The 23,865-nt window shown below is 65.9% G+C and carries 25 protein-coding genes and 1 tRNA gene; 23 read left to right on the top strand and 3 right to left on the bottom strand.

Going from position 1 to position 23,865, the window contains the following annotated elements:
- The first annotated feature begins 33 nt into the window (after positions 1-33).
- The 3 genes from ASC93_RS03090 to ASC93_RS03080 all read left to right on the top strand — a co-directional run bounded on the left by ASC93_RS03090 (position 34) and on the right by ASC93_RS03080 (position 5,368).
- Entirely contained in the window at positions 34-4,188 is a 4,155-nt protein-coding gene (locus ASC93_RS03090) for a hypothetical protein (protein ID WP_056436688.1), read from the top strand.
- Between the two features lie 80 nt (positions 4,189-4,268).
- Positions 4,269-4,727: a toxin co-regulated pilus biosynthesis Q family protein gene (locus tag ASC93_RS03085; protein ID WP_056436685.1), complete on the top strand. Its 459-nt coding sequence runs from the start codon at positions 4,269-4,271 to the stop codon at positions 4,725-4,727.
- A gap of 107 nt (positions 4,728-4,834) precedes the next feature.
- Positions 4,835-5,368 carry an RNA polymerase sigma factor gene (locus tag ASC93_RS03080; RefSeq protein WP_056436682.1) on the top strand — a complete coding sequence of 178 codons (534 nt, stop codon included), beginning with the start codon at positions 4,835-4,837 and terminating at the stop codon, positions 5,366-5,368.
- A gap of 15 nt (positions 5,369-5,383) precedes the next feature.
- Here ASC93_RS03080 and ASC93_RS03075 read toward each other — a convergent pair whose 3' ends face one another.
- Positions 5,384-6,121 (bottom strand): response regulator transcription factor, encoded by a 738-nt coding sequence (locus ASC93_RS03075; RefSeq protein ID WP_056436679.1) that lies wholly within the window; start codon positions 6,119-6,121, stop codon positions 5,384-5,386.
- Positions 6,122-6,376: 255 nt separating this feature from the next.
- Here ASC93_RS03075 and ASC93_RS03070 point away from each other — a divergent pair, with 255 nt between their 5' ends.
- The 7 genes from ASC93_RS03070 to ASC93_RS03040 all read left to right on the top strand — a co-directional run bounded on the left by ASC93_RS03070 (position 6,377) and on the right by ASC93_RS03040 (position 12,679).
- A complete protein-coding gene (locus ASC93_RS03070) occupies positions 6,377-7,246 on the top strand; it encodes an STAS domain-containing protein (protein ID WP_056436676.1) in 870 nt (289 codons plus the stop codon).
- Positions 7,247-7,255: 9 nt separating this feature from the next.
- Positions 7,256-7,612 carry an STAS domain-containing protein gene (locus tag ASC93_RS03065; RefSeq protein ID WP_036230674.1) on the top strand — a complete coding sequence of 119 codons (357 nt, stop codon included), beginning with the start codon at positions 7,256-7,258 and terminating at the stop codon, positions 7,610-7,612.
- Positions 7,612-8,079: an anti-sigma regulatory factor gene (locus ASC93_RS03060; protein ID WP_082547715.1), complete on the top strand. Its 468-nt coding sequence runs from the start codon at positions 7,612-7,614 to the stop codon at positions 8,077-8,079. The genes ASC93_RS03065 and ASC93_RS03060 overlap by 1 nt, the downstream gene beginning before the upstream one ends.
- Positions 8,067-9,095, top strand: coding sequence for an ATP-binding SpoIIE family protein phosphatase (locus tag ASC93_RS03055; RefSeq protein WP_056436673.1), 1,029 nt, complete (start codon positions 8,067-8,069; stop codon positions 9,093-9,095). Before ASC93_RS03060 ends, ASC93_RS03055 begins: the two co-directional genes overlap by 13 nt.
- Positions 9,092-10,417, top strand: a complete 1,326-nt coding sequence (locus tag ASC93_RS03050) for a sensor histidine kinase (RefSeq protein ID WP_056436670.1) — start codon at positions 9,092-9,094, stop codon at positions 10,415-10,417. Before ASC93_RS03055 ends, ASC93_RS03050 begins: the two co-directional genes overlap by 4 nt.
- Positions 10,418-10,427: 10 nt before the next feature.
- Positions 10,428-12,329 carry a response regulator gene (locus ASC93_RS03045; RefSeq protein WP_229412581.1) on the top strand — a complete coding sequence of 634 codons (1,902 nt, stop codon included), beginning with the start codon at positions 10,428-10,430 and terminating at the stop codon, positions 12,327-12,329.
- Positions 12,330-12,490: 161 nt separating this feature from the next.
- Positions 12,491-12,679 (top strand): hypothetical protein, encoded by a 189-nt coding sequence (locus tag ASC93_RS03040; protein ID WP_056436957.1) that lies wholly within the window; start codon positions 12,491-12,493, stop codon positions 12,677-12,679.
- A 75-nt stretch (positions 12,680-12,754) separates the two neighbouring features.
- On the opposite strand, the gene ASC93_RS03035 is transcribed toward ASC93_RS03040, so the two are convergent.
- On the bottom strand, positions 12,755-12,943 hold the full coding sequence (locus tag ASC93_RS03035; RefSeq protein WP_056436665.1) for an insulinase family protein: 189 nt from the start codon (positions 12,941-12,943) through the stop codon (positions 12,755-12,757).
- A gap of 453 nt (positions 12,944-13,396) precedes the next feature.
- Between ASC93_RS03035 and ASC93_RS03030 the strand changes: the two genes are divergently transcribed.
- The 3 genes from ASC93_RS03030 (at position 13,397) to ASC93_RS03020 (ending at position 15,314) form a co-directional block, all read left to right on the top strand.
- Positions 13,397-14,158: a DUF2807 domain-containing protein gene (locus tag ASC93_RS03030; protein ID WP_056436663.1), complete on the top strand. Its 762-nt coding sequence runs from the start codon at positions 13,397-13,399 to the stop codon at positions 14,156-14,158.
- Positions 14,159-14,202: 44 nt separating this feature from the next.
- On the top strand, positions 14,203-14,817 hold the full coding sequence (locus ASC93_RS03025; RefSeq protein WP_056436660.1) for a tetratricopeptide repeat protein: 615 nt from the start codon (positions 14,203-14,205) through the stop codon (positions 14,815-14,817).
- A gap of 170 nt (positions 14,818-14,987) precedes the next feature.
- Positions 14,988-15,314, top strand: a complete 327-nt coding sequence (locus tag ASC93_RS03020; protein ID WP_056436657.1) for a KGG domain-containing protein — start codon at positions 14,988-14,990, stop codon at positions 15,312-15,314.
- A 155-nt stretch (positions 15,315-15,469) separates the two neighbouring features.
- On the opposite strand, the gene ASC93_RS03015 is transcribed toward ASC93_RS03020, so the two are convergent.
- On the bottom strand, positions 15,470-16,000 hold the full coding sequence (locus ASC93_RS03015; RefSeq protein WP_157201717.1) for a hypothetical protein: 531 nt from the start codon (positions 15,998-16,000) through the stop codon (positions 15,470-15,472).
- Between the two features lie 293 nt (positions 16,001-16,293).
- On the opposite strand from ASC93_RS03015, the gene ASC93_RS03010 reads away from it, so the two are divergent.
- The 10 genes from ASC93_RS03010 (at position 16,294) to nuoF (ending at position 23,845) form a co-directional block, all read left to right on the top strand.
- The gene (locus ASC93_RS03010) at positions 16,294-17,280 is read left to right on the top strand and encodes an NAD(P)H-quinone oxidoreductase (RefSeq protein ID WP_056436651.1); all 987 of its coding nucleotides are present in this window, start codon (positions 16,294-16,296) and stop codon (positions 17,278-17,280) included.
- Positions 17,281-17,382: 102 nt separating this feature from the next.
- Positions 17,383-18,129: a triose-phosphate isomerase gene (tpiA, locus tag ASC93_RS03005; protein WP_082547714.1), complete on the top strand. Its 747-nt coding sequence runs from the start codon at positions 17,383-17,385 to the stop codon at positions 18,127-18,129.
- A gap of 186 nt (positions 18,130-18,315) precedes the next feature.
- Entirely contained in the window at positions 18,316-18,762 is a 447-nt protein-coding gene (gene secG / locus ASC93_RS03000) for a preprotein translocase subunit SecG (RefSeq protein WP_056436648.1), read from the top strand.
- 210 nt (positions 18,763-18,972) lie between these two features.
- Positions 18,973-19,057 (top strand) — tRNA-Leu (locus ASC93_RS02995).
- Between the two features lie 296 nt (positions 19,058-19,353).
- Complete coding sequence (locus ASC93_RS02990; RefSeq protein WP_056436645.1) at positions 19,354-19,713, top strand: NADH-quinone oxidoreductase subunit A; 360 nt, start codon at positions 19,354-19,356, stop codon at positions 19,711-19,713.
- A 3-nt stretch (positions 19,714-19,716) separates the two neighbouring features.
- Positions 19,717-20,193, top strand: a complete 477-nt coding sequence (locus tag ASC93_RS02985) for an NADH-quinone oxidoreductase subunit B family protein (RefSeq protein WP_036230641.1) — start codon at positions 19,717-19,719, stop codon at positions 20,191-20,193.
- Between the two features lie 18 nt (positions 20,194-20,211).
- Positions 20,212-20,805, top strand: a complete 594-nt coding sequence (locus tag ASC93_RS02980) for an NADH-quinone oxidoreductase subunit C (protein WP_056436644.1) — start codon at positions 20,212-20,214, stop codon at positions 20,803-20,805.
- Positions 20,805-22,058, top strand: a complete 1,254-nt coding sequence (locus ASC93_RS02975) for an NADH-quinone oxidoreductase subunit D (protein WP_056436641.1) — start codon at positions 20,805-20,807, stop codon at positions 22,056-22,058. Before ASC93_RS02980 ends, ASC93_RS02975 begins: the two co-directional genes overlap by 1 nt.
- Before the next feature lie 18 nt (positions 22,059-22,076).
- Positions 22,077-22,553, top strand: coding sequence for an NADH-quinone oxidoreductase subunit NuoE (gene nuoE, locus ASC93_RS02970; protein ID WP_056436638.1), 477 nt, complete (start codon positions 22,077-22,079; stop codon positions 22,551-22,553).
- A complete protein-coding gene (gene nuoF, locus ASC93_RS02965; protein WP_056436635.1) occupies positions 22,550-23,845 on the top strand; it encodes an NADH-quinone oxidoreductase subunit NuoF in 1,296 nt (431 codons plus the stop codon). The genes nuoE and nuoF overlap by 4 nt, the downstream gene beginning before the upstream one ends.
- The last annotated feature ends 20 nt before the right edge of the window (positions 23,846-23,865 follow it).

The raw sequence follows: 23,865 nt of genomic DNA, 5'->3' as shown, positions 1-23,865 counted from the left end.
CCTCGTCCCGCAGTCGCACATCAGGAGAGTCAGATGACCAAAGTTAAGGCCCCAACCACGGCGAGCCTTGCCGCCCAGCCGGGCGGCTTGCCGTCGGCACGGACGATCAAGCCGAGCAACAAGATCACGATCAGCAAGCTGGGCGGCACCATCGGCCTGAACATCCTGGGGACGAAGGGCACCGAGAATACGTGGAAGTTCAACGGCGACAAGAAAAAGATCAGCTCGAACTGGCGCACGTACGACCTGCCGCCCGCCAAGACCGGCATGTCCGGCACGAAGAGCCTGGACACGATGCTGGCGCGCGCCGAGCAGCGCAACCGGACGCGCGTGCCGGACCAGGCGCGCCAGGTCGTGGCGCAGACGGACGCCGTCGTCGAACGGCTGGCCGTCCTGGAATCGCGCTTGAAAACGGCCAGCGAGATCGCCGATACGGCGCCGTCCGATTCGCCCATCCATGCGACCGTCGCCACGCTCAAGGGGCTAGTGGCCGAGCTGCGCCAGCAGTCGCAAACGCCCCTGGCCCGGCGCGGCGTCGCGCAGCGCGATATCGCCGCCGACGCCATCGACGACGTGCGTGCGGCGGCCGACCATGCGCTGGCGGCGTTCGCGCACGCGCCGTCCGAGGCGACGAAGACGGCTTACGAGAGTGCGCGCCTCGACCTGATCGGGGCATCCGTGCAAAAGTTTTTCCACGGCTACCGAACCCTCAACGATCACGTGAGCGACCAGGGGCGCGCCAAGGGCATGGCGTTGATGATGCCGGCACTGGCCCGCCAGCTGGAGCTGCCCGCCAAGTACCTGGAGGGCGTGGCTGCGATGGAGGTCGCCGGGCCCAGGCTGGAGAACCGGTCCGCGCCGGGCGAGCTGGACGAGAACCGGGCGGCGGTGCGCGATGCGCTGGTGGGCCGCCGCGTGCGCGACCTCACCGCCGGGCGCGCGTACGAGCTCCCCGGCACGGCGCCGCTGCCGTCGGAAGCGCGGCACTGGCAGGGGGAAGCGGTCAAGCTGCGCGACCTCGGCGACAAATTCTCGATTGCCGACAAGCTGCTCGGCGACACCGTGCCCCCCCTGAAGGCGCGCGTCGTGACCATGCAGCAGACCTGCATGGACGACCTGGTCGCGCACCTGCCCGCGCTGACGGCGATGAATCCGGCGCAGCGCACGGAAACCCGCCAGGTGCTTGCCACGCTCGCCGGGAAGCTGCGCCAGAGCGCGGGCGATACGCTGCACAAGGATGCGGAACTGGCGCCGGCGCAGCTGATGCACATCGTCGACATGGCGGAGAAAGTGACCGGCGGGGATCCGGACCGCTGCATCGACGTCTACAAGTCGCTGGCCGACGACAGCGTGCACCGGATCATCGGTGCCACCGTCGCGAGCCGGACCGCCGGCACGCCGCCCACGCAGGGCGAGCAGGATCTCGTGGCGATCTGGCAGATGGGCGCGCACCAGCTGCCCGATGCCGTCAACTCGCTGCTGGCGGCGAACCCGGAGCACCGCGCCGCCAGGGTCGACTGGCGCGACGTGCAGACGTTCTTCCGCTGCACCCGGGAGCACCAGCGCCTCGCGGCCGAGCCCAACGGCGACGCGGCGCACAAGGCGCGCATGCTCTCGGCGATGACCTCCATGCGCAACGAACTGGCGACCGGCGCGAAACCGGCCGTCGGCACGCCCGAGCGGCGCGACTGGGCCATGGTCAAGAGCGCGGTCTGGCACCACGACAACCTGCAGAACGTGGTGCAGGCCTTCGAAGGCTTCAAGACGACGATGGCGTTGCCGAGCACGATGGTCGACCAGGTCCACCAGCATTTCGACGCCAAGGGGCGCGGCGTGGTGGCGGACGAGGCCAGGGCGCAGTTCACCCAGGTGCTGGCCGATTTCAAGGGGCTCGCCCACGCCACGCTGGCCCGGCCCGGCGCGCCCCTCGCCCAGCAGGGCAATGCCAGGTTGCTGGCGGCGCTGTGCGACTACATGAGCAAGCACCGCGGGTCGGAGAAACTCCTGACCACCGCCAAGCGCGCATTCACGCGCAAGGAAGGCACCTTCAATTCGGGCAGCGAAATCTGGTCCAATCCGCTGAAGGCCAAGGAAAAGAAAGCCATCCTCGAGGCGGCCGGAACGGACGTCTCGGTGGCGCGCGCCGCCGCGCCGCTGCTGCGCGACCTGGAGACGGGGCACGGCGCGCTGGCGCTGTTGCAGGATGCGGTGAAGGGCGTCCTGCCCGAAGCGGAACGGGGCGACACCATGCAACGGCTGGCGTCGCTGGGCAACCTGGTGCGGCTGGCCGAGGGCCGCGCGCTGGAGGGACCGGAGCAGATCCGCACGTTCCTGCACGATGCCATCGACCGCACCGCGCTGGGCGACCGCACCGATACCATCAACGCCAGGCAGTTCAAGATGGCCATTCCGCTGGTCCTGCCGATCCCGTTCGCCAGCCTGAGCGCCACCTTCGGGAGTTCGAAGAGCGCCGGCACCATCGTCAACGTGCAGGCCAATAACGACTGCGTGCAGTTGACCCTGGGGCGCATGTCGGAAAAGGCGGCCAGCACCAGCCTGGGCGCATCGATGGCGCCGGAGATCCTGAGTGCGCACGCGGAAAAGGCACTCAAGAAGACCTGCCTCGACGTACGCTTCCCCGGCATCAGCTGGAAGAAGGAGGAGAAGCAGCGCACCGACCCGGCGGTCGTGCTGAAGTTCTCGATCGAGCCGGTCAAGGGCTTGCGCGACCTCGACGAAGCGCGCACGCAGCTCAAGAAGGCAGTCGACATCCTCGTCGACTGGGACCCGCAAAAGCCGGAATACCAGCAATACGGGTCGGCCTATGAAGCCTTGTGCGACAAGCTCGATTCGCCCTTCACGATCGACGACGAGGTGCGCGAGTACTCGACCGTCAGCAACGAGAATGCGTTCACGCCCGGCCGCGTGGCGCTCAAGTACAACAAGGAAAAATTCGGCGCCTCGCCCAAGGGGAAGAACGACCCGGTGCGCACGGGCGTCGGTGCGACCATGAAGTTCACCGTGAACGAAGACAAGATGGCGTCCAGCAACCAGCAAGAGGCGCGCGAATTCTACGACACCGTCAAGAAGACCTGGATCACGGACGCCTTCTTCGGCATCAACACCCGCCATACCACCGCCGAGGCGAAGAAGAAGACCGGCATCACGGACGGCAAGAAGCTGCTCGGCGTTCCGGTGCAGGCCGGGGCGACGGGCTCGCTCACGGCGAACGTCGGCGGCCGCGAATACAAGGACAAGAAGCCGGTCGGTACCGACAAGCTGAAGGCCTACAAGTCGGAATACGGCGATTACAGCCGCGACATGAACAAGGCGATTGAAGTGCTGCTCGAAGCGATGCCGTCGGTCAGCAACCGCGTCCAGGAAGTCGTCGACAAGGGATTCCGCGACCAGCTCATGGCCCGGCTGGCCGAGCCCGCGCAGGCGAAGTTCGCGGAACGCCAGCAGGACATCGCCCGGTTGCAGGCCGAGATCGCGGTGCTGCAACGCCGGCTCGCCGGCAGCGATCCGCATGCCGAGATCGAGGAAGAACCGTTGCCGGCGTCCGCGGCGGCGGCCCTGGCCACCGAGCTGTCGCTCAAGCAGGACTTGCACACGGCCCTCGTGGAAAAGCTCGCCGGCACGACGGTCGACCAGGTGAAGACACAGATGGTCGACAAGGAAATCGGCAAGATGTGCGGCGAAGTGCTGATGAACTTCGTCCGTGCCCTCATGGAAAACAAGACCGACCGCTTCTCGGTGAAGCTGGAATCGAAGCAGCAATGGGCCCACCGCGGCATCGACGCGGCCATCGCCAATGCCGAGGCGGCGGGACACCATGGGATGGCGGTCGTGATGCGCGCGGTCAATGCGGACATGTTCGAAGGGCAGCGCGACCAGGCGGTCAAGTACCTGGTCGCGGCCGGGGACATGAACAACAAGGCCACCCAGTTCAACTGGAAGACGCCGCTCGTCTTCAAGCGCCGGGAAACCAAGGGCATGACCGAGGACCCGATTCCCGACACCCGCACCGCGACGCTGCAGCCCACCGCCGACCGCCTGGTCGACGTGCGTCACGTCGGCACCCCGCTGACGGATCTCCAGGCCGCGATCGTCAACGAAAGCCTGGCGGAGGTGCGCGCGCAGGCACGCGAGCGCGGGCAGGCCGCGACGACCGGCGGCGCCGCGTGAAACAGCCGGCGCACGGGCGAACCGGATGCGGCGTGGCGCAACTCATCGTGAGTCCGTCACCACTGAACAAGGAGTCCATCATGCATCCGGTAACCCAACCATCGCGCGCCCGTGGCACGCTGTCCGCCGTCGTACTGGGCGCCGCGCTGTGCCTGGCCGGTGCCGGGGCCCGCGCCGAGGGTCCCGCGCCGGCCGCCGGCGCGTTCTTTTCGACCACCCCTGTCAGGCCGCAGGCGCTGGACGACGACGATTGCGACGACGCCGCCGCCGCCGCGCCGCTTGCGGCGGCGGTGTCTTCGTGGGACGTCACGCCGGCCGACAGGACGCTGAAGGCCGCGCTGACGCGCTGGGCCGAGGCGGCGGGCTGGCAGCTGGTGTGGGAGCTGCCGGTCGACTACGCGGTGTCGGCGCGCACCGAGATCAAGGGCAGCTTCACCGCGGCGGTGGAGGCGGTCGCCGGCAGCATGTCGACGGCCGACACGCCCATGAAGGCGATTTTCTACGACGGCAACCGCGTCCTGCGCATCGTCGCCAGGTAAGGCCAAAGCTCAACAATTCTCAATGTCTCAGCAATCCTCACGGATCGGCTTTTTGCGCGAAATCGACGGGTATCTTTGATCCATCGCAACGTTACTGGAGATCGAACATGACGATGGATCCGAATGGCGCCGCCGGCGCACCGCCCGCCCTGGACATGGACCAGCTGTTCCGCACGCATCACCGCCATCTGCTGCGGTTCGTCCAGCGCTACATGCGCAATGCCGAGGACGCGGAAGATGTCGTCCAGCAGACCTTCATCGAAGCGCTGCGGTGCGCGGACCGTTTTGCCGGGCTCTCCAAGCCGTCGACCTGGTTGTTCGGCATCGCCCTGAACCTCGCGCGGCACCAGGTGCGCCGCACCTGCGCCCAGGCCCACGACGCGCTCGACGAAGCGGCGCTGGCGCAGGTGGCCGACGTCCACGGCGATCCGGCGCTGGCGCTGGAGTGGCGCCAGACGGCGGCCATGGTGGACGGGATGCTCGCCGCGCTGCCCGCAGGGATCCGCGCGACGTTCGAAGCGGTGCTCGATGGCGGCTCGACCTATGAAGCGGCGGCCTGCGAATTGCAGATTCCCGTGGGTACTGTCCGTTCGCGCGTGTCGCGCGTCCGGGCCGCGGTGCGCGCGGGATGCGGCCGCTAGCCGGGCATTGTCATGCTATGCCGGCACGTCCGGTCCGGGTTCGGCGCCGGCGGGGAGGGCGCCGGCCTGCTGCCCCGACAGTTCCAGTCGATACCCCTGGCCGTACGCGGTACGGATGCTGACGCCGCGTTCGACGCCCAGCTGCAGCTTCTTGCGCAATTTGTAGACGTGCTGCTCGATCGTGCGGCCGGCCACCTCGCTGTCCGAACTCCAGATCGACGTGCCGATCGTCTCGCGCGAGATATAGACGCCGGGCGAAGAAAAAAACATCCACGCGAGACCGAACTCGCGCGACGTCAACATGATCGGCGTGCCGAGGTAGGCAAACTTGCTGCTTTCGCGGTCGAGCGAAAAACCGGCCAGCTCGATGCGGCGGCGTGCGCTGCGCGGATTGCTGCGGCGGACCAGCGCATGCGCACGCGCCAGCAGTTCGACCGTTTCGAACGGCCTGACCAGCAGGTCGTCGGCCCCGGCATTGAGCACCAGTGCGGCCATGTGGGCATCGCGTACGGGCGACATGGCGAGGACCGGCGTATCGTTGCCGGAGCGGCAGTTAAGCCAGGACACGATCGCGTCATCCGGTGTCGGCGCGACGTCCAGGTCGATGAAGATGAGGTCGAATTTTTGCCGCAGCAAGGCACGGAACAGGACGACCTCGGACGTAAAATGCACGCATTCGGCACCGGCTTGCATGAATGCGGTACGGACCACTTTCAGAACGGCTGTGTTGGTTATGAGACATGCAATATTCATTCGCATCTTTAACTGAGCCCGATTGTTCGGTAGGGGCGACGCCGCTTGATGCGTGCCGGATGGCGAGGTCGACGTGAATGATGACTATCATAATTGCAAACGGTTATTTTGTCCTGTTGAATGAGTCGCCGGCCCCTGTCCAATCGTGCCTTGTCATCCAGGAAATGAATGGTATAGTCGGTCATTTGACAGAATTGCCCGGAGAGTAGATACCTCCAAAGGGCACAACCTTTCACGACCCAAAAAGGACGAAAGATGACGACTCAGGACTACGCCAACCGCATCAGCCAGCTCATCCAGGATCACGAGGCCGACATCGGCGCGGAATGGGGCGAGCAGCTGGAGGCGCTGACCGTGCGGTCGAACGTCGTCTCGAAAGACCAGTTGCGCAAGCACTGCCAGCAGTTCCTGGCCGCGTTCGCCCACGGCACGCGCGGCGGCGAGCTGCAGAACATGGAACATCGTTCGTGGGATGAAGTACGCGACATCCTGAGCGAGATCTCGTCGAGCCGCGCCAGGAACGGCTCGACCCCGAGCGAGACGGCGACCTTCGTGTTCTCGCTGAAGCAGCCGCTGTTCGTGCGCCTGAACCAGGAATTCGCCGGCGATCCGGCCGCGCTGGCCAATGCGTCGTGGACCATCAGCTCGCTGCTCGACAAGCTGGGCCTGTACACCATCGAGGTGTTCCAGCGCGCCCGCGACCAGATCATCGTGCGCCAGCAGCAGGAATTGCTGGAGCTGTCGACGCCCGTCGTGAAGCTGTGGGACGGCATCCTCGCGCTGCCGCTGATCGGCACGCTGGATTCGGCGCGTACCCAGGTCGTGATGGAAAACATCCTGCAGAAGATCGTCGACACCGGCGCCGCGATCGCCATCATCGACATCACCGGCGTGCCGACCGTCGACACGCTCGTCGCGCAGCACCTCATGAAGACCATCGCGGCCGCGCGCCTGATGGGCGCCGACTGCATCATCAGCGGCATCCGTCCGCAGATCGCGCAGACCATCGTGCACCTGGGCGTGAACCTCGAGGACGTCATGACCAAGGCCACGCTGGCGGACGCGTTCGTCGTCGCGCTCGAGCGCACCGGCACGTCGATCGTCAAGCGCCACGCCACGGCATAAGGACCGCGCATGGAACGCATCCCGATTCTCCGCATGGGCGACCTGCTGCTGGTGACGATCCAGGTCGACATGCACGACCGCCTGGCGATGACCCTGCAGGACGACCTGACCGAACGCATCGTGCGCGACCGCGCCAAGGGCGTGCTGATCGACATCTCGGCCCTCGACCTGGTCGATTCGTTCATCGGCCGCATGATCAGCAACACGGCCGCCATGGCGCGCGTGCTCGATGCGCAGACCGTGGTGGTCGGCATGCAGCCGGCCGTCGCGATCACGCTGGTCGAACTGGGCCTCACGCTGCATGGCGTGAAGACCGCGCTCAACGTCGAGAAGGGCATGGCCCTGCTGGGAAAGACTAATTTTTGATGAGCGCGGCTCTCAACAACCCGGTGAGCTTCGAGTCCGACCTGTTCGAGCGGCACCGCCAGCATCGCACCGAACGCACCGCGTTGCCGCTGCGTTCGGACGAGGACGTCGTCGCCTTGCGCAAGCACGTGCGCGAGCGTGCCGTCGCGATCGCGCTGTCGCTCGTCGACCAGACCAAGCTGGTGACGGCGGCCAGCGAGCTCGCGCGCAACACGCTCAAGTACGGCGGCGGCGGCATGGTCTACCTCGACGCGCTGACGGACGGCTTCCGCAAGGGCGTCGGCCTGATCTTCGTCGATGACGGACCGGGCATTCCCGACCTCGAGACGGCGCTGCGCGACGGCTACACGACCGGTGGCGGGCTCGGGCTCGGCCTCGGCGGCTCGAAGCGGCTCGTCGACGAATTCGACATCGATTCCCGTGCGGGAGAGGGCACTGCGGTGTCGGTCGTCAAATGGAAACGCTGATCAGCTCGCTGTATCCGCAGCTTAACTTCCCGATCACCCACGCCAGCGACGTCGCGGCCGCGCGCCGCGCCGGGCAGAAGCTGGCGGACGCCCTCGGCTTCGACGACGTCAAGGCCGGCCGCCTCGCGATCATCATCACCGAAGCGGCCACCAATATCCTCAAGCATGCGGGCGAGGGCACGGTCACGATCATGCGCACCCAGTCCGGCGTCGCGATGCCGGGCGTGGACGTGGTCGCCGTCGACAACGGGCCCGGCATCGGCGACCTCGAATTTTCCCTGCGCGACGGCGTTTCGACGGCCGGAACCGCCGGCACCGGCCTCGGTGCGCTGCGCCGCCAGGCCGACGAATTCGACGTCTGGACGCAGCACGGCCGCGGCGCCGCCTTCTTCATGCGCGTGTGGCGGGGCGCGGCGCCGCCCGAGCCGTGCGGCATGGAGGTCGGGGCGCTGTGCACGCCGCTCGCGGGCGAGGACGCCTGCGGCGACGGCTGGGCCGTCAGTTGCGATCCGGACGGCGCGACGGTGCTGGGCGTGGACGGCCTCGGTCATGGTCCGGAAGCCGCGAAGGCCGCCGCGGGCGCGATCCACGCGCTGGAAAAGCGGCCGTCCGCCGCGCCGGAAGAGGTGCTGCGCACGGCGCATGAGCTGCTGCGCCTCACGCGCGGCGCGGCGCTGTCGGTGGCGCGCATCGATTACGGCGGCGGCGACGTGCGCTTCGCCGGCATCGGCAACGTGGGCGGTCTGGTCTACGACGGCACGGCGCGCCGCGCGCTCGTCTCGCACAACGGCATCGTCGGCCACAACATGCGCAAGGTGCAGGAGTTCGTGGCGCCGTTTCCCCCCGGCGCGCTGTGCGTGCTGTATTCGGACGGCATCCAGTCGCAGTGGGACCTGGGCGATTATCCCGGCCTGCATGTGCGCGCGCCCGCGCTCGTGGCGGCCGTGCTGATGCGCGACTTCATCCGCCGCCGCGACGACGCGATGGTGCTGGTCGCGCGCCGGAGGATGTCGTGAAGAACGTGCAGCGCATCCTCGCCATCGGCCTGGGCAACGAGCAGGACGTCGTGCTCGTGCGCCAGCGCGCGCGCCAGGTGTCGCACCTGCTCGGGTTCTCGCAGCAGGACCAGGTGCGCATCGCCACCGCCGTCTCCGAGGTCGCGCGCGGCGCCTGCCAGGTCGCGTTCGGCGGCCGCGCCGGGTTCCTGATCCGCGACGTCGAGCGGCGCCAGTACCTTGAAGTCACGATCGGCGCGGGCACGGGCGCGCAGGGGCAGTTGCCGGACGACGCCATCGTGACCGCGCACCGCCTGATGGACGACTGCGAGGTGGCGGACGGCATGATCACGATGCGCAAGCTGCTGCCGCCGCAGGCCTGGGTCGGCAGCGGGCGGCTGTCCGAGATCGCGGCGCAGCTGGCGAAGGACAGCCCCGTCGCGAACACGTACAACGAGCTGCAGCTGCAGAACCGCGAACTGGTCACCACGCTGGCCGAGCTGCGCGAGCGCCAGGAAGACCTGCTGTCGCTGACGCGCGAGCTGGAAGACACGAACCGCGGCATCGTCGCGCTGTACGCGGAAATCGAGGACAAGGCCGAGCGGCTGCGCCGCGCCGACGAGATGAAGTCGCGCTTCCTGTCGAATACGAGCCACGAGCTGCGCACGCCGCTGTCGTCGATCCGCGCGCTGGCCAAGCTGCTGCTGGACCGCATGGACGGCGACCTGACGCCGGAGCAGGAGCGCCAGGTGCGCTACATCGAGGCCGCCGCCGCCGACCTGTCGGAACTCGTCAACGACCTGCTCGACCTGGCCAAGATCGAAGCGGGGCGGGTCGAGGTGCACGTGGCGCCGGTCGTCGTCGACAATCTGTTCCGCGCGCTCAAGGGGATGCTGCGCCCGCTCGTCGACGAGGGGCGCGTGGAGCTGGTCTTCGAGCCGGGCGACTTCAGCGCGCCGTTCGATTCGGACGAGGGCAAGATCTCGCAGGTGCTGCGCAACTTCATTTCGAACGCCCTGAAATTCACCGAGCAGGGCGCGGTGACCGTGGCGGCCTGCCACGACCCCGGCGCCGACACCATCACCTTCACGGTGGCCGATACCGGGATCGGCATCAGCCCGGACAACCTGCAGCTGATCTTCGAAGAGTTCAGCCAGATCGAACATCCGCTGCAACGGCGCAGCAAGGGCACGGGCCTCGGCCTGCCCCTGTGCCGCAAGCTGGCGGAACTCCTGGGCGGCCGCGTGGACGTGGTCAGCCAGCCGGGCGTGGGCTCCACCTTCAGCCTCGTGCTGCCGCGCCTCTTCCCGGCCAACCCTGCGCCGCGCAACGATGGAATCTGAGGAACGCATCATGACTACCCCGACTTTGATCCTCAACGTCGACGACAACGACGGCGCCCGCTACGCCAAGACCCGGATCCTGCAGAGCGCCGGCTTCGAGGTCGTCGAGGCGAGCAACGGCACCGACGCGCTGAACGTCGTCAAGCGCGGCGGCGTCGCCCTGGTGCTGCTCGACGTGAAGCTCCCGGACATCAACGGCATCGAGGTGTGCCGCCGCATCAAGGCCGATCCGGACAGCGCGATGGTGCTCGTGCTGCAGACGTCGGCCGCGCTGACGGGCCGCGCCGACAAGATCCGCGGCCTGGAGGGCGGCGCCGACAACTATCTCGCCGCGCCGATCGAGGCCGACGAACTGATCGCCAACGTCAACGCGCTGCTGCGCATGCGCCAGACGCAGAGCGCGCTGCGCGACAGCGAGGAGCGTTTCCGCCAGCTGACCGACAACATCGAGGACGTGTTCTGGATGTTTTCCGTGCCGGCGCGCGCGCTCGAATACGTGAGCCCCGCCTATGCGACGATCTGGGGCCGCCCCGTCGAGACGCTCGAGCGCGAGCCGTCCAGCTGGATCGCGGCCGTCCATCCGGACGACCGCGCGTATGTCGTGTCGCTGTGGGACGCGTTGCCGTCCGCGCCGCATTACGAAGCCGAGTTCCGCGTCATGATGCCGGACGGCTCGCTGCGCTGGGTGCGCGACCGCCTGTTCCCGGTGCGCGACAGCCGCGACGAAGTCTATCGCGTGGCGCGCGTGACGAGCGACATCACGCGCCGCAAGGAGATGGAGGCGCTGCTGCGCGCGGCCGACGCCAACAAGAACGAATTCCTCGCGACCCTCGCGCACGAACTGCGCAATCCGCTGTCGCCGATCCGCAATGCGGCTGCGCTGCTGGGCGCGTCCGGCACCGGCGCCATCGAGCGCCAGGCGCGCGCGCGCGAAGTCATCACGCGCCAGGTCGACCATCTGGCGCACCTCGTCGACGACCTGCTCGACGTGGCGCGCATTTCGGAGGGCAAGATCGCGCTGCGCCAGGAAGAGGTCGAGCTGGGTGGCGTGATCGCGCAGGCGCTCGAAACGGCCGGCCCGCTGATCGCGGCGCGCGAACACACGCTGGAACTGGTCCAGCCCGAGCGCCGCATCTGGCTGATGGGCGACCCGGTGCGCCTGGCGCAGTCGATGGGCAATCTGCTGCACAACGCGGCCAAGTTCACGCCGAAGGGCGGCAGGATCAAGGTCGAAGTCACCTTGCTCGATGCCGTCGTGCGGATCGCCGTGCAGGACAACGGCATCGGCATCGCCGAGGACAACCTGTCGCGCATCTTCGGCATGTTCACCCAGGCCGCCGTCCCGCCCGACCGCGCGCCGGAAGGCCTCGGCATCGGGCTGTCGCTCGTCTCGCGCCTGCTCGAGATGCACGGCGGCCGGCTGGCGGCGACGAGCCCCGGCATCGGGCTCGGTTCCACGTTCACCGTCGAGCTGCCGGTGCTGCGCACGACGGCCCCGGCGGGGCAGGGCGCGGATGCGGCGCAGGCCGCGGCCGGCCAGCCGGCGCCGGCGTCCGGCGGCCGCAAGGTACTGCTCGTCGACGACAATGTGGATGCCATGGAAATGATGGCGTTCCTGCTGGCCGAGATGGGCTACGAGGCGCATACGACGGCGGACGCGGGCAACCTCGTGCAGATGGCGTCGGACCTGCGCCCGGACGTGATCGTGCTCGACATCGGCCTGCCGGGCGTGGACGGCTACGAGCTGGCGCGCATGATCAAGCGCCAGCCGCAGCTCTCGGCGATCCGCCTCGTGGCGCACACGGGCTACGGTTCGCCGGAGGACCGGCGCAAGGCGCATGAGGCGGGGTTCGATGCGCACCTCGTCAAGCCGGCGGAGCTGGAAGACCTGGAGAAAGCGCTCCAGGGTTGACGTCCGTTCGGTGGGCGGAGGCCGCCCACCCTACGGCAAACGACACGTAGGGTGGGCACCCCGTGCCCACGAAGCGCTTGCCGCGCAACGTGCGTCATCGCACGAACATCCGCACGCGATCGGCCTAATCTGGCGCCATCAATGCACCGATGGAGGCCATCATGCCCAAGGGAGCCAGCCCGAAACGCGAGCGCGAGTTCAAGAAGCTCGAGACCGAATTCAAGAAGGAACACCGCTATCCCGGCCGCGAGGAAGAAGTCGCGTCGCGCATCGTGAACAAGCAGCGCGCCGAGCATGGCGAGACGAAGCAGTCGTCGAGCGGCGGTTCGAAGCAGTCGGCCAAAAAATAAGCGCGCCCGAATGAAACAAGCCTCCCGGGCGCGCACCCGGGAGGCTCGCGCGCGCTCGCGCGTCCGCGCCAGCGCTTACTTGTCGGTCACGGTACAGTCCCCGAACGCCTTCAACTGCTCCCCGACGGCCTTCGCGTCGCCGCCGACGACGATCGACTGATTCTCCGGCGCGCAATACTTCTTCGACACGTCGCGCACCTGTTCCGGCGTCACCTTCTCGATCAGCGGCACGTACTGGCCCAGGAACTCGGCCGGCAGGCCCACGAGCCGGTTGCCGATTCTTCAGGGTGGCCGGGTTGAAGTCGAGGGTCTTCATGCGGTCCGCTTCGAGCCGCAGGATCGGCTCCAGCGACGACACCGGCGCCGTCTCGACGTAGTTGGTGAAGTCGGGCCGCGTGGAACCGTTGTTACGGCCGCCGCCCGTGATGGCGCGGTCGAACACCCCCTTCGGCGCGTTCGGCGCTCCCTGGAACACGGATGGCATGAATTGTTGGTGCATACATCGATGACAAACCGTGACAAACGGAGACATTTGGAGGGTATCCGGCGCGCGATAATGACCGGCTCGACTATGCATGCCAGCCACGTCCCTGTGTCGCTCAGGTGGTCATTCTTGCAGTTCGTCGCAATCCCTTGGGTGGAGAGGGCCAGTCCGTTTATCCTGTTTTCAACACGCACCAACCTTTACAAAACAAAAACAGGAATTCGGAGAATCGGATGAACAAGATTTTCGCGCTGGCCCCGGTGGGCGTCGCCCTGTGTGCCGTCCTCGGGGTGGCGCATGCCGCGCCCGACGTCGTGACCGAGACCCGCCCCGTCGACGCCCGCGTCGTGCGGGTCGACGTGGATGGCGCCGTCGACCTGAAGATCCGCCAGGGCGGCACGGCGGCGCTGACCCTCATCGGGGAATCGCGCTACCTGGAGCGGACGGTCACGTCGCAGAACGGCGACACGCTGCACATCGATACGGACATCCGCGGCCACGTGCGCACCGGGTCGCTGCGTGCGGAACTCGTGCTGCCGGCGCTGCGCGCGGTGACGTCGGAGAGCCTGGGGACGACGGACGTGTCCGGCTTCACCGGCGACGAGCTGGAACTGACGCTGGACGGCGCCGGCTCGATGAAGATATCCAGCAACTACCGGCTCGTGCGCGCCAGCCTGGGCGGCATCGGCAGCATGCAGATGCAGGGCCTGAACGGGGAGGGGATCGAACTGAACCTGCAGGGCGCCGGCTACATCTCGCTCAGCGGGCGCGCCAAATGGCTCAAGGCGGACCTCGGCGGCCTCGGCAACCTGGACGCCCAGCAGTGCAGCGCGGACTCGGTCGACATCGACCTGTCCGGCCTGGGCAATGCGCGCGTGACGGCGCGCCAGAGTGCGAACCTGAACCTGTCCGGCATGGGTTCGGTAACCGTGTACGGCAAGCCCCAGAACCGCAAGGTCGCGGTCGACGGGTTGGGCAAGGTGAGCTGGAAATAGCCGTATCTCGAAAAGAAGCAGAAGAATAAAGTCTGAACGAGACAATGAGAAAACTGACCGTTGCGATCCTGTTCGCGCTCGGCCTGCACGGTAGTGCGATGGCGGGCCTCACGGAAGGCGCCAATGCCTACAATGCCCGCAATTACGCGCTGGCCCTGAAGGAAATCACCCCGCTTGCCAGGGCCGGCAACGCGGACGCGGAGCATTTGCTCGGCCTGATGTACTACATGGGCCGCGGCGTGCCGCGCGACTACAAGCAGGCATTTTCGTGGCACTACAAGGCAGCCGTGCAGGGCAAGGCCGATGCGCAATACGTCATCGGCGCCATGTATTACACGGGCAATGCCGTCCCCCAGGACCAGAAACTGGCCGTGCAATGGTTCCGCAAGGCCGCCGAGCAGGGCCATCCGGACGCCCAGTACGCGCTCGGCCTGATGTACCGCTACCACGTGGCGGGGATGCCGCAGGACTTTGTCCTTGCCTATATGCTGTGGAATCTGGCCGCCGCCAACGGCCACCGCAATGCCATCGAGCAGCGCGCCTCGCTCGTCAAACAGATGACCCAGGAACAGGTCGACGAAGCGCAGGCCATGTCGCGCAACTGGAAACCGGGGACGCCGCTGCCGACGTCGTCGCGCACGGGCGGCGGCGGTTCTTGAACAGCAAAGTTGCTGCCTGGTTGTAAGAGCGAAGCTTATGCCCGCATAAGGCAATGTCCTACATGCGCATGGCGAATCCTTGGTGTTCCGGTCGTCTCGGCGGGACTAGGATGATGACCTCTCAAGCAGTTTTCATGAGCTGTACGACAACTCAACCATTGGAGGCAATCATGGCAAACCAGGGTAACAACCAGGGCGGCAACAAGGGCAACAACCAGAGCGGCGATACCAGCAACCGCGGTTTCGCATCGATGGACCCGCAGAAGCAGCGCGAAATCGCCTCGGAAGGCGGCAAGGCCGCCCACGCTTCGGGCAACGCCCACGAGTTCACGTCGGAAGAGGCACGCCGCGCCGGCTCGATGAGCCACAAGAACGACAGCGGCAGCCAGCAAAGCCAGGGCGGCGGCAGCCAGCAGAGCGGCAGCCATACCCGCGGCGGCACGCCGGAGCAGCACGCCAAGGCAGGCTCGCAAAGCCACAAGAACGACAAGAAGTAGCGCGCATGCGCTGAACGCCGCAGGCAGGCGTCGGGGCGGCTCTACCGGGCCGCCCGCAACGGAGTTCGCGTGCACCGGCATTGCCGGCGGCATCGCATTCCTGCCTGTGCCGTTCCGCCACCGTCACCGCCAGCCTTCGGGCTGGCGTTTTTGCGTCAGGCCAGGCCGTGGCGCTTCAGCGACCAGTCCAGCGCATCTTCGACGCCCTCGGCCTTCTTGAATTGCGACATGCGGCTGGCGAAATAACCGCCGAGGCCGGCGCGCATCGCGGGCCCGAGCGGATGATTCGGCGCGGCCGCCAGCGCGCACACCCACTGGATCTCGAACAGATAGGCGTTGCGTTCGGTGTTCGCGAAACCGCATTTTTCGGCCCAGGCGTGCGCGGACTCGTGCAGCAGGACGCCGTAGAGCAGCGGCACGTCGTCCATCTTGCTTTTGTTGACCGCGACGCTGTTGCCCTGTTCGGCATCGACGTTGCCGATCTTCGCCCGATTGACCCATCCGACCACGCGTGCCTGGGCCGCCAGGCTGTTGAGATAGATCGCGGGATTCCCATTCGTCAAAGCCATGCAGTTCTCGACGAGCACGTAACGCAGGCCTCCGAGCGCCGTGCTGACTTTCGGGTCCACGACCAGCATCAGCTGGTCGACGATGGTCTGCAACGCAGGCGTGCTACAGATTGGCATGGTTAATCACCTTTCATGATTGGCGTGCGGCTACGGCAATCGAGGCCGCAAGGGGAGAGTCTGGACTTTCGGCAACATTGGTTCTTTGCGCTAGATCAAGCATGGCGCGCCGGCATGCCCGGCCGGGGCGTTTAGCGGGATGGCCTGCTGTGGCGCTAAACATACTGAAATGATCATGCAACTGAGCATTTCATTGCTCTTTGTTAGCGTTACCAGCCATTTTCTAGCGCAACTCGGCTTGGGCGATCCCGACCGCTGGCGTACAATTGCTCATTATTTAACTAGGGTAAGCCATGCGTGCAATCGAAATCACCCAGCCCGGCGGGCCCGGGGTGCTCCAGCCGTGCGAGCGCCCCGTGCCGCAGCTGAAGCCGGGCGAAGTCCTCATCCGCGTCCTCGCGGCCGGCGTCAACCGGCCCGACGTGTTCCAACGTCTCGGCCAGTATCCCGTGCCGCCCGGCGCGTCCGATCTGCCGGGCCTCGAAGTGGCCGGCGAGATCGTCGACGGCGACCTCGGCGCCAGCGGATTCCATAAGGGCGACCTCGTCTGCGCCCTCGTGCAGGGCGGCGGATATGCCGAATACTGCGCGGCCCCGCTGGCGCAATGCCTGCCGGTGCCCAAGGGCCTGTCGCCGCTCGAAGCGGCCGCGCTGCCCGAGACGTATTTCACCGTGTGGAGCAACGTGTTCCAGCGCGCCGCGCTGGCCGCGGGCGAATCGCTGCTGGTGCAGGGCGGCAGCTCCGGCATCGGCACCACGGCGATCCAGCTGGCGAAGGCGCTCGGCCACCGCGTGTTCGCGACGGCCGGCAGCGCGGACAAGTGCCGCGCCTGCGAAGACCTGGGCGCCGAGCGGGCGATCGATTACAAGACCGAGGACTTCGCGGCTATCGTCAAGGAATTAACGAACGGGAACGGCGTCGACGTCGTGCTCGACATGGTGGGCGGCGACTACGTGGCGCGCGAGATCGGCTGCCTGGCCGACGACGGCCGCATCGTCGTCATCGCGCTGCTGGGCGGGGCCAGGGCCAACGTCGACCTGGGCCAGGTGCTGCGCCGCCGCCTGACGATCACGGGATCGACGCTGCGTCCGCGCCCGGTGGCGTTCAAGGCACAGATCGCGCGCGAATTGCGCGAGCGCGTGTGGCCGTTGCTGGAAGCGGGCACGATCAGGCCGGTCATCCATAAAACCTTCCCGCTCGAGGAAGCGGCCGCTGCGCACACGCTGATGGAAAGCAGCGCGCACGTGGGCAAGATCATGCTGCAAGTCGCCGCAAACTGACAAAAATATAATGAATAATCAATCGACCTACCATGCCATGCCCGGTTTGACCGGTTTTTCAACGCCCGTTACAATAGCGGGTTATTTGACCGTGGGGTTGTGATGCGTGCCAAACTCATCGTAGGCAACTGGAAGATGAATGGCAGCCGTGCAGCCAACGCGACTTTGTTGAACGGGATTGTTGCCGGACTGGATAATGCGCGCGCTTCCTGCGCCGTGTGCGTGCCGGCACCGTTCCTGCAGCAGTGCGAAGACCTGCTGGCCGGTACGCCGGTCGCATGGGGCGCGCAGGACGTCTCGATCCATGCGTTCGGCGCCTACACGGGCGAAGTGTGCGCGAAAATGCTGTCGGAGTTCGCCTGCCGCTATGTGATCGTCGGCCACTCCGAGCGCCGCGCCTACCACCGCGAAGACAGCGCGCTGGTGGCAAAGAAGGCGCTGGCGGTGCTGGCCGAGGGCATGACCCCGATCGTCTGCGTCGGCGAAACGCTGGAGCAGCGCGAGGCGGGCGAGACGGCGCAGGTGGTCGGCGCCCAGCTCGACGCCGTGCTGGAAGCGCTCGACGCGGCGGCGGTGGAAAGAATCGTCGTGGCCTATGAGCCCGTCTGGGCCATCGGCACCGGCCGGAATGCGACGCCGGCCATGGCGCAGGACGTGCACGCGCAACTGCGCGCGCAGCTGAAGGCGCGCAATGCGGAGGCGGCGGACATCGTGCCGATCCTGTACGGCGGCAGCATGAAGCCGGAGAATGCGAAGGACCTGCTGGCCCAGCCGGATATCGACGGCGGGCTGATCGGCGGCGCGGCCTTGAAGGCGGAAGATTTTCTTGCCATCATTCACGCGGCCTGATCGGCCTGGTTCGTTGTCCAGGTTGGCCGCAACATGAACGTCGTTCCCGCGCAGGCGGGAACCCGGGTTTCAGGCGCAGCGGTAACGCTTGCAAACTTGGACCCCCGCCTGCGCGGGGGCGACGTTTCGCAGTTCGCAGCAAAGATTTTTGCAAACGTAGTAGTCAACCTTGGAATGGAATAAACAATGAACGTGTTGTTCAATCTGATCGTCGTCGTACAGGTCGTCTCCGCGCTGGCCATCATCGGTCTCGTGCTCGTCCAGCACGGCAAGGGTGCCGACATGGGCGCCGCCTTCGGTTCCGGCGCGTCCGGCAGCCTGTTCGGTGCCAGCGGCTCGTCGAACTTCCTGTCGAAATCGACGGCCGTCGCGGCCGCGATCTTCTTCGCGTCCACGCTGACCCTGGCCTACTTCGGCAGCAACCGTCCGCACGCGAGCGTGGGCGGCGGCGTGATGGAGCACGTGACCGTCCCCGTGCACAAGGCACCGGCCGGCGCCGGCGATGCCGTTCCGGCGACCACGCCGGCTCCCGCGCCCGCAGCCGGTGCGCCGGCCGCACCTGCACCGTCCGCCACGCAGGACGTGCCGGGCGTCGCCACGCCTGCAGCACCGGCCCCCGCGCCCGCCAAGTAATTTTTGCGGCGCGGCCACTTCCTGCAGGCGCACGCAGGGTGGTGTAGTATTCGGCGGGCTTCGGTCCGCCAGCGCCGGCGACCGGCTTCTCGACTCGGTTGCTGTAAACACGAATTATTGAAAAGTTGAGAAAAAGAGTATTTTTTCTTGGTTTAGCGCAATTTGAGCATTGAAAAATGCTGCTAAGTCAGAGTAGAATACTGGTCTCCAGCCGACGTGGTGAAATTGGTAGACACGCTATCTTGAGGGGGTAGTGGCGCAAGCTGTGCGAGTTCGAGTCTCGCCGTCGGCACCAAGATACAAGAAGCCAGCTAGGGCGCATGAGCTTCCGCTCTGAGGCCTAGCTGGCTTTTTTACGAGGATCTGTCGGAGGCTTTGAAGAACCGTCCCCGCGGCGGCGCTTCTGGCCCGAGAAGCCCGGTCGTACGAACGTGCGGCGAGCCTCGAAGGTCGGGATCGACAATGCGAAACGGATGATTCAGTGTCTCCAGTCGTACGATCCTGGTGTAGGCAAATAGCCAGGATTGCGCGATGCGGTACTGCAGCCCCTGCAGTGTTTTTTTCAACCGATCGTTCAACTAAGGCTTCATCGTGAACCTCGAGAATTACTTCCCCGTCCTGCTCTTCATTGTGATCGGCACCGTCGTCGGCGTCGCCTCGCAACTCCTCGGCCGTGTGGTCGGTCCCCATCGCCCGGATGCGGCAAAACTTTCCCCGTATGAATGCGGCTTCGAGGCCTTCGAAGACGCGCGCATGAAGTTCGACGTCCGGTACTACCTGGTCGCGATCCTGTTTATTTTGTTTGATCTGGAAACGGCATTCTTCTTCCCTTGGGGCGTTTCGATGCGCGACCTGGGCTGGACCGGATTCGTCACGATGATGGTGTTCATCGTCGAATTCGTCGTCGGCTTCTGGTACATCTGGAAGAAAGGTGCCCTTGATTGGGAATAAGCCATGGCTATTGAAGGCGTTTTAAACGAAGGTTTTGTCACCACCACAGCCGACAAGCTGATCAACTGGGCGCGTACCGGGTCGATGTGGCCCATGACGTTCGGCCTGGCTTGCTGTGCGGTCGAGATGATGCACGCGGGTGCCGCGCGCTATGACCTCGACCGTTTCGGCGTCGTGTTCCGCCCGTCGCCGCGCCAGTCCGACGTGATGATCGTGGCCGGTACCCTGTGCAACAAGATGGCCCCGGCACTGCGCAAGGTCTACGACCAGATGGCCGAGCCGCGCTGGGTCATTTCGATGGGCTCCTGCGCCAACGGCGGCGGTTACTACCACTACTCGTACTCCGTCGTGCGCGGCTGCGACCGCATCGTGCCGGTCGACGTCTACGTCCCGGGCTGCCCGCCGACCGCCGAGGCTCTGCTGTACGGCATCATCCAGCTCCAGAATAAGATCCAGCGCACCAATACCATCGCGCGATAATCCAAGCCGGTTTCAACCATGACGACAAAAATCGAAGCCCTCGAACTCGCCCTGAAGAATGCTCTGGGCGAGGGCGCTGCCATTACCGTGGCGCTGGGCGAAGTAACGGTAGTAGTGAAGGCCGCCGAGTATCTGGCCTCCATGCGGAAGCTGCGCGACGACCCCGCGCTGCGTTTCCAGGAACTCGTCGACCTGTGCGGCGTCGACTACTCGTCCTACGGCGAAGGCACGTGGGACGGTTTGCGTTTCGCCGTCGTGTCGCACCTGCTGTCGATCGAGCACAACTGGCGCGTGCGCGTCCGCGTGTTCTGTCCGGACGACGACATGCCGCTGGTCGAATCGGTCACCGGCATCTGGCGCAACGCCAACTGGTTCGAGCGCGAGGCGTTCGACCTGTACGGCATCCTGTTCGAGGGCCACGGCGACCTGCGCCGCATCCTCACCGACTACGGCTTCATCGGCCATCCGTTCCGCAAGGACTTCCCGATCTCGGGCTATGTCGAGATGCGCTACGACCCCGAGCAGAAACGCGTGATCTACCAACCCGTGACGATCGAGCCGCGCGAGAACATCCCGCGCGTGATCCGCGAAGAAACCTACGGGATGAAATAATGGCTGAGCTTAAAAACTACACCCTGAACTTTGGTCCGCAGCACCCGGCAGCGCACGGCGTGCTGCGTCTCGTGCTGGAACTGGACGGTGAAGTCATCCAGCGCGCCGACCCGCACATCGGCCTGCTGCACCGCGGCACCGAGAAGCTGGCCGAGACCCGTACCTACCTGCAGTCCGTGCCGTACATGGACCGCCTCGACTACGTGTCGATGATGTGCAACGAGCACGGCTACGTGCTGGCCATCGAGAAGCTGCTGGGCATCGAGGTGCCGGTCCGCGCGCAGTACATCCGCACGATGTTCGACGAGATCACCCGCATCCTGAACCACCTGATGTGGCTCGGCGCGCACGCGCTGGACATCGGCGCCATGGGCCCGTTCCTGTACGCGTTCCGCGACCGCGAAGACCTGTTCGACGTGTACGAGGCCGTGTCGGGCGCGCGCATGCACGCGGCCTACTACCGTCCGGGCGGCGTGTACCGCGACCTGCCGGACGTGATGCCGCGCCACCGCGAATCGCCGCTGCGCAGCAAGAAGGCCATCGACGAACTGAACGAGACCCGCCAGGGTTCCGTGCTGGACTTCATCGAATCGTTCACGAAGCGCTTCGACGGCTATGTCGACGAATACGAGACGCTGCTGACCGACAACCGTATCTGGAAACAGCGTACCGTCGGCATCGGCGTCGTGACGCCGGAAGACGCGATGGGCATGGGCTTCTCGGGCCCGATGCTGCGCGGTTCGGGCATCGCCTGGGACCTGCGCAAGCTGCAGCCGTACGCGGCCTACGACAAGGTGGAGTTCGACGTCCCGGTCGGCACCAACGGCGACTCGTACGACCGCTACCTCGTGCGCGTGGAAGAAATGCGCCAGGCCAACCGCATCATCAAGCAGTGCATCACCTGGCTGCGCGCGAACCCGGGCCCGGTCATGACGAGCAACCACAAGGTCGCCCCGCCGTCGCGCGTGGACATGAAGACCAACATGGAGTCGCTGATCCACCACTTCAAGCTGTTCACCGAAGGCTTCCACGTCCCGCCGGGCGAGGCCTACGCGGCCGTCGAACACCCGAAGGGCGAGTTCGGCATTTATATCGTCTCGGACGGCGCCAACAAGCCGTACCGCCTGAAGATCCGCACCCCGGACTATGTCCACCTGCAGAGCCTGGATGAAATGGCGCGCGGCCACATGATCGCCGACGCCGTCACCATCATCGGCACGCAGGACATCGTGTTCGGCTCGATCGACCGATAAGAAGGGTAGAAAAAGATTATGTTATCTGAGCAGTGCTTGAAAAAAATCGACCGCGAGCTGGCCAAGTATCCGGCCGACCAGCGCCAGTCGGCCGTGATGGCCGCGCTGGCCCACGCGCAGGTCGAACTGGGCTGGCTGTCGCCGGAAACGATGCACGAAGTGGCCGACTACATCGGCATGCCCGCCATCGCCGTGCAGGAAGTGGCCACCTTCTACAACATGTACAACCTGAAGCCGGTCGGCAAGCACAAGATCACCGTGTGCACCAACCTGCCGTGCGCCCTGTCGGGCGGCGAGCGCGCCGGCAAGCGCATCAAGGATGCCCTCGGCATCGACTGGCGCGAAACCACCGCCGACGGCCAGTTCACGCTGCAGGAAGGCGAATGCATGGGCGCCTGCGGCGACGCGCCGGTCATGCTGGTGAATAACCACCGCATGTGCTCGTTCATGTCGGACGAGAAGATCGACGCCCTGCTGGAGGAACTGAACAAATGACCAGCCTGCACGACCGCCACATCAATCCGCTGATCCTGAAGGACCTGAACGGCGCCAACTGGCACCTGGAAGACTACGTCAAGCGCGGCGGCTATTCCGCGCTGCGCCGCATCCTGGAAGAGAAGATCACGCCCGAGCAGATCATCGCCGACCTCAAGACGTCCGGCCTGCGCGGCCGCGGCGGCGCGGGTTTCCCGACCGGCCTGAAGTGGAGCTTCATGCCGCGCCAGTTCCCGGGCCAGAAATACCTCGTCTGCAACACCGACGAAGGCGAGCCGGGTACGTTCAAGGACCGCGACATCATCCGCTACAACCCGCACTCGCTGATCGAAGGCATGGCCATCGGCGCGTACGCGATGGGCATCACCGTGGGCTACAACTATATCCACGGCGAGATCTTCGAGGACTACCTGCTGTTCGAAGAAGCGCTGGAAGAGGCGCGTGCCGCCGGCTTCCTGGGCGACAGGATCATGGGTTCGGAATTCTCGTTCCAGCTGCACGCCCACCACGGCTACGGCGCCTACATCTGCGGCGAAGAAACCGCGCTGCTGGAATCGCTGGAAGGCAAGAAGGGCCAGCCGCGCTTCAAGCCGCCGTTCCCGGCCTCGTTCGGCCTGTACGGCAAGCCGACCACGATCAACAACACGGAAACGTTCGCGGCCGTCCCGTTCATCCTGAACATCGGCGCCGAGAACTACCTGGGCCTGGGCAAGCCGAACAACGGCGGCACGAAGATCTTCTCGATCTCCGGCGACGTCGAGCGTCCGGGCAACTACGAAGTCCCGCTGGGCACGCCGTTCGCCAAGCTGATGGAACTCGCGGGCGGCATGCGCGGCGGCAAGAAGATCAAGGCCGTCATCCCGGGCGGTTCGTCGGCGCCGGTCGTGCGCGGCGACGTCATGATGCAGACCGACCTGGACTACGACTCGATCGCCAAGGCCGGTTCGATGCTGGGTTCGGGCGCCGTGATCGTCATGGACGAGACCCGCTGCATGGTCAAGTCGCTGCTGCGCCTGTCGTACTTCTATTACGAGGAATCGTGCGGCCAGTGCACGCCGTGCCGCGAAGGCACCGGCTGGATGTACCGCATGGTCCACCGCATCGAACATGGCCAGGGTCGTCCGGAAGACATGGATATGCTGAATTCGATCGCCGACAACATCCAGGGCCGCACCATCTGCGCGCTGGGTGATGCCGCCGCGATGCCGGTTCGCGCCATGATCAAGAACTTCCGCGAAGAATTTGAATATCACGTCGAGCACAAGCACTGTCTGGTGCCGACTTACCTCTAAACCAGGTCAGGTAACGATCA

The organism is Massilia sp. Root335, assembly GCF_001425685.1.
GTDB lineage: Bacteria > Pseudomonadota > Gammaproteobacteria > Burkholderiales > Burkholderiaceae_D > Telluria > Telluria luteola.
This window is presented reverse-complemented; position numbering and strand designations above follow the sequence as displayed.

Coding starts and splice junctions, on each gene's coding strand:
- ASC93_RS03090 (WP_056436688.1), top strand. CDS start 34: ATGACCAAAGTTAAGGCCCCAACCACGGCGAGCCTTGCCGCCCAGCCG.
- ASC93_RS03085 (WP_056436685.1), top strand. CDS start 4,269: ATGCATCCGGTAACCCAACCATCGCGCGCCCGTGGCACGCTGTCCGCC.
- ASC93_RS03080 (WP_056436682.1), top strand. CDS start 4,835: ATGACGATGGATCCGAATGGCGCCGCCGGCGCACCGCCCGCCCTGGAC.
- ASC93_RS03075 (WP_056436679.1), bottom strand. CDS start 6,121: ATGAATATTGCATGTCTCATAACCAACACAGCCGTTCTGAAAGTGGTC.
- ASC93_RS03070 (WP_056436676.1), top strand. CDS start 6,377: ATGACGACTCAGGACTACGCCAACCGCATCAGCCAGCTCATCCAGGAT.
- ASC93_RS03065 (WP_036230674.1), top strand. CDS start 7,256: ATGGAACGCATCCCGATTCTCCGCATGGGCGACCTGCTGCTGGTGACG.
- ASC93_RS03060 (WP_082547715.1), top strand. CDS start 7,612: ATGAGCGCGGCTCTCAACAACCCGGTGAGCTTCGAGTCCGACCTGTTC.
- ASC93_RS03055 (WP_056436673.1), top strand. CDS start 8,067: ATGGAAACGCTGATCAGCTCGCTGTATCCGCAGCTTAACTTCCCGATC.
- ASC93_RS03045 (WP_229412581.1), top strand. CDS start 10,428: ATGACTACCCCGACTTTGATCCTCAACGTCGACGACAACGACGGCGCC.
- ASC93_RS03040 (WP_056436957.1), top strand. CDS start 12,491: ATGCCCAAGGGAGCCAGCCCGAAACGCGAGCGCGAGTTCAAGAAGCTC.
- ASC93_RS03030 (WP_056436663.1), top strand. CDS start 13,397: ATGAACAAGATTTTCGCGCTGGCCCCGGTGGGCGTCGCCCTGTGTGCC.
- ASC93_RS03025 (WP_056436660.1), top strand. CDS start 14,203: ATGAGAAAACTGACCGTTGCGATCCTGTTCGCGCTCGGCCTGCACGGT.
- ASC93_RS03020 (WP_056436657.1), top strand. CDS start 14,988: ATGGCAAACCAGGGTAACAACCAGGGCGGCAACAAGGGCAACAACCAG.
- ASC93_RS03015 (WP_157201717.1), bottom strand. CDS start 16,000: ATGCCAATCTGTAGCACGCCTGCGTTGCAGACCATCGTCGACCAGCTG.
- ASC93_RS03010 (WP_056436651.1), top strand. CDS start 16,294: ATGCGTGCAATCGAAATCACCCAGCCCGGCGGGCCCGGGGTGCTCCAG.
- tpiA (WP_082547714.1), top strand. CDS start 17,383: ATGCGTGCCAAACTCATCGTAGGCAACTGGAAGATGAATGGCAGCCGT.
- secG (WP_056436648.1), top strand. CDS start 18,316: ATGAACGTGTTGTTCAATCTGATCGTCGTCGTACAGGTCGTCTCCGCG.
- ASC93_RS02985 (WP_036230641.1), top strand. CDS start 19,717: ATGGCTATTGAAGGCGTTTTAAACGAAGGTTTTGTCACCACCACAGCC.
- ASC93_RS02980 (WP_056436644.1), top strand. CDS start 20,212: ATGACGACAAAAATCGAAGCCCTCGAACTCGCCCTGAAGAATGCTCTG.
- ASC93_RS02975 (WP_056436641.1), top strand. CDS start 20,805: ATGGCTGAGCTTAAAAACTACACCCTGAACTTTGGTCCGCAGCACCCG.
- nuoE (WP_056436638.1), top strand. CDS start 22,077: ATGTTATCTGAGCAGTGCTTGAAAAAAATCGACCGCGAGCTGGCCAAG.
- nuoF (WP_056436635.1), top strand. CDS start 22,550: ATGACCAGCCTGCACGACCGCCACATCAATCCGCTGATCCTGAAGGAC.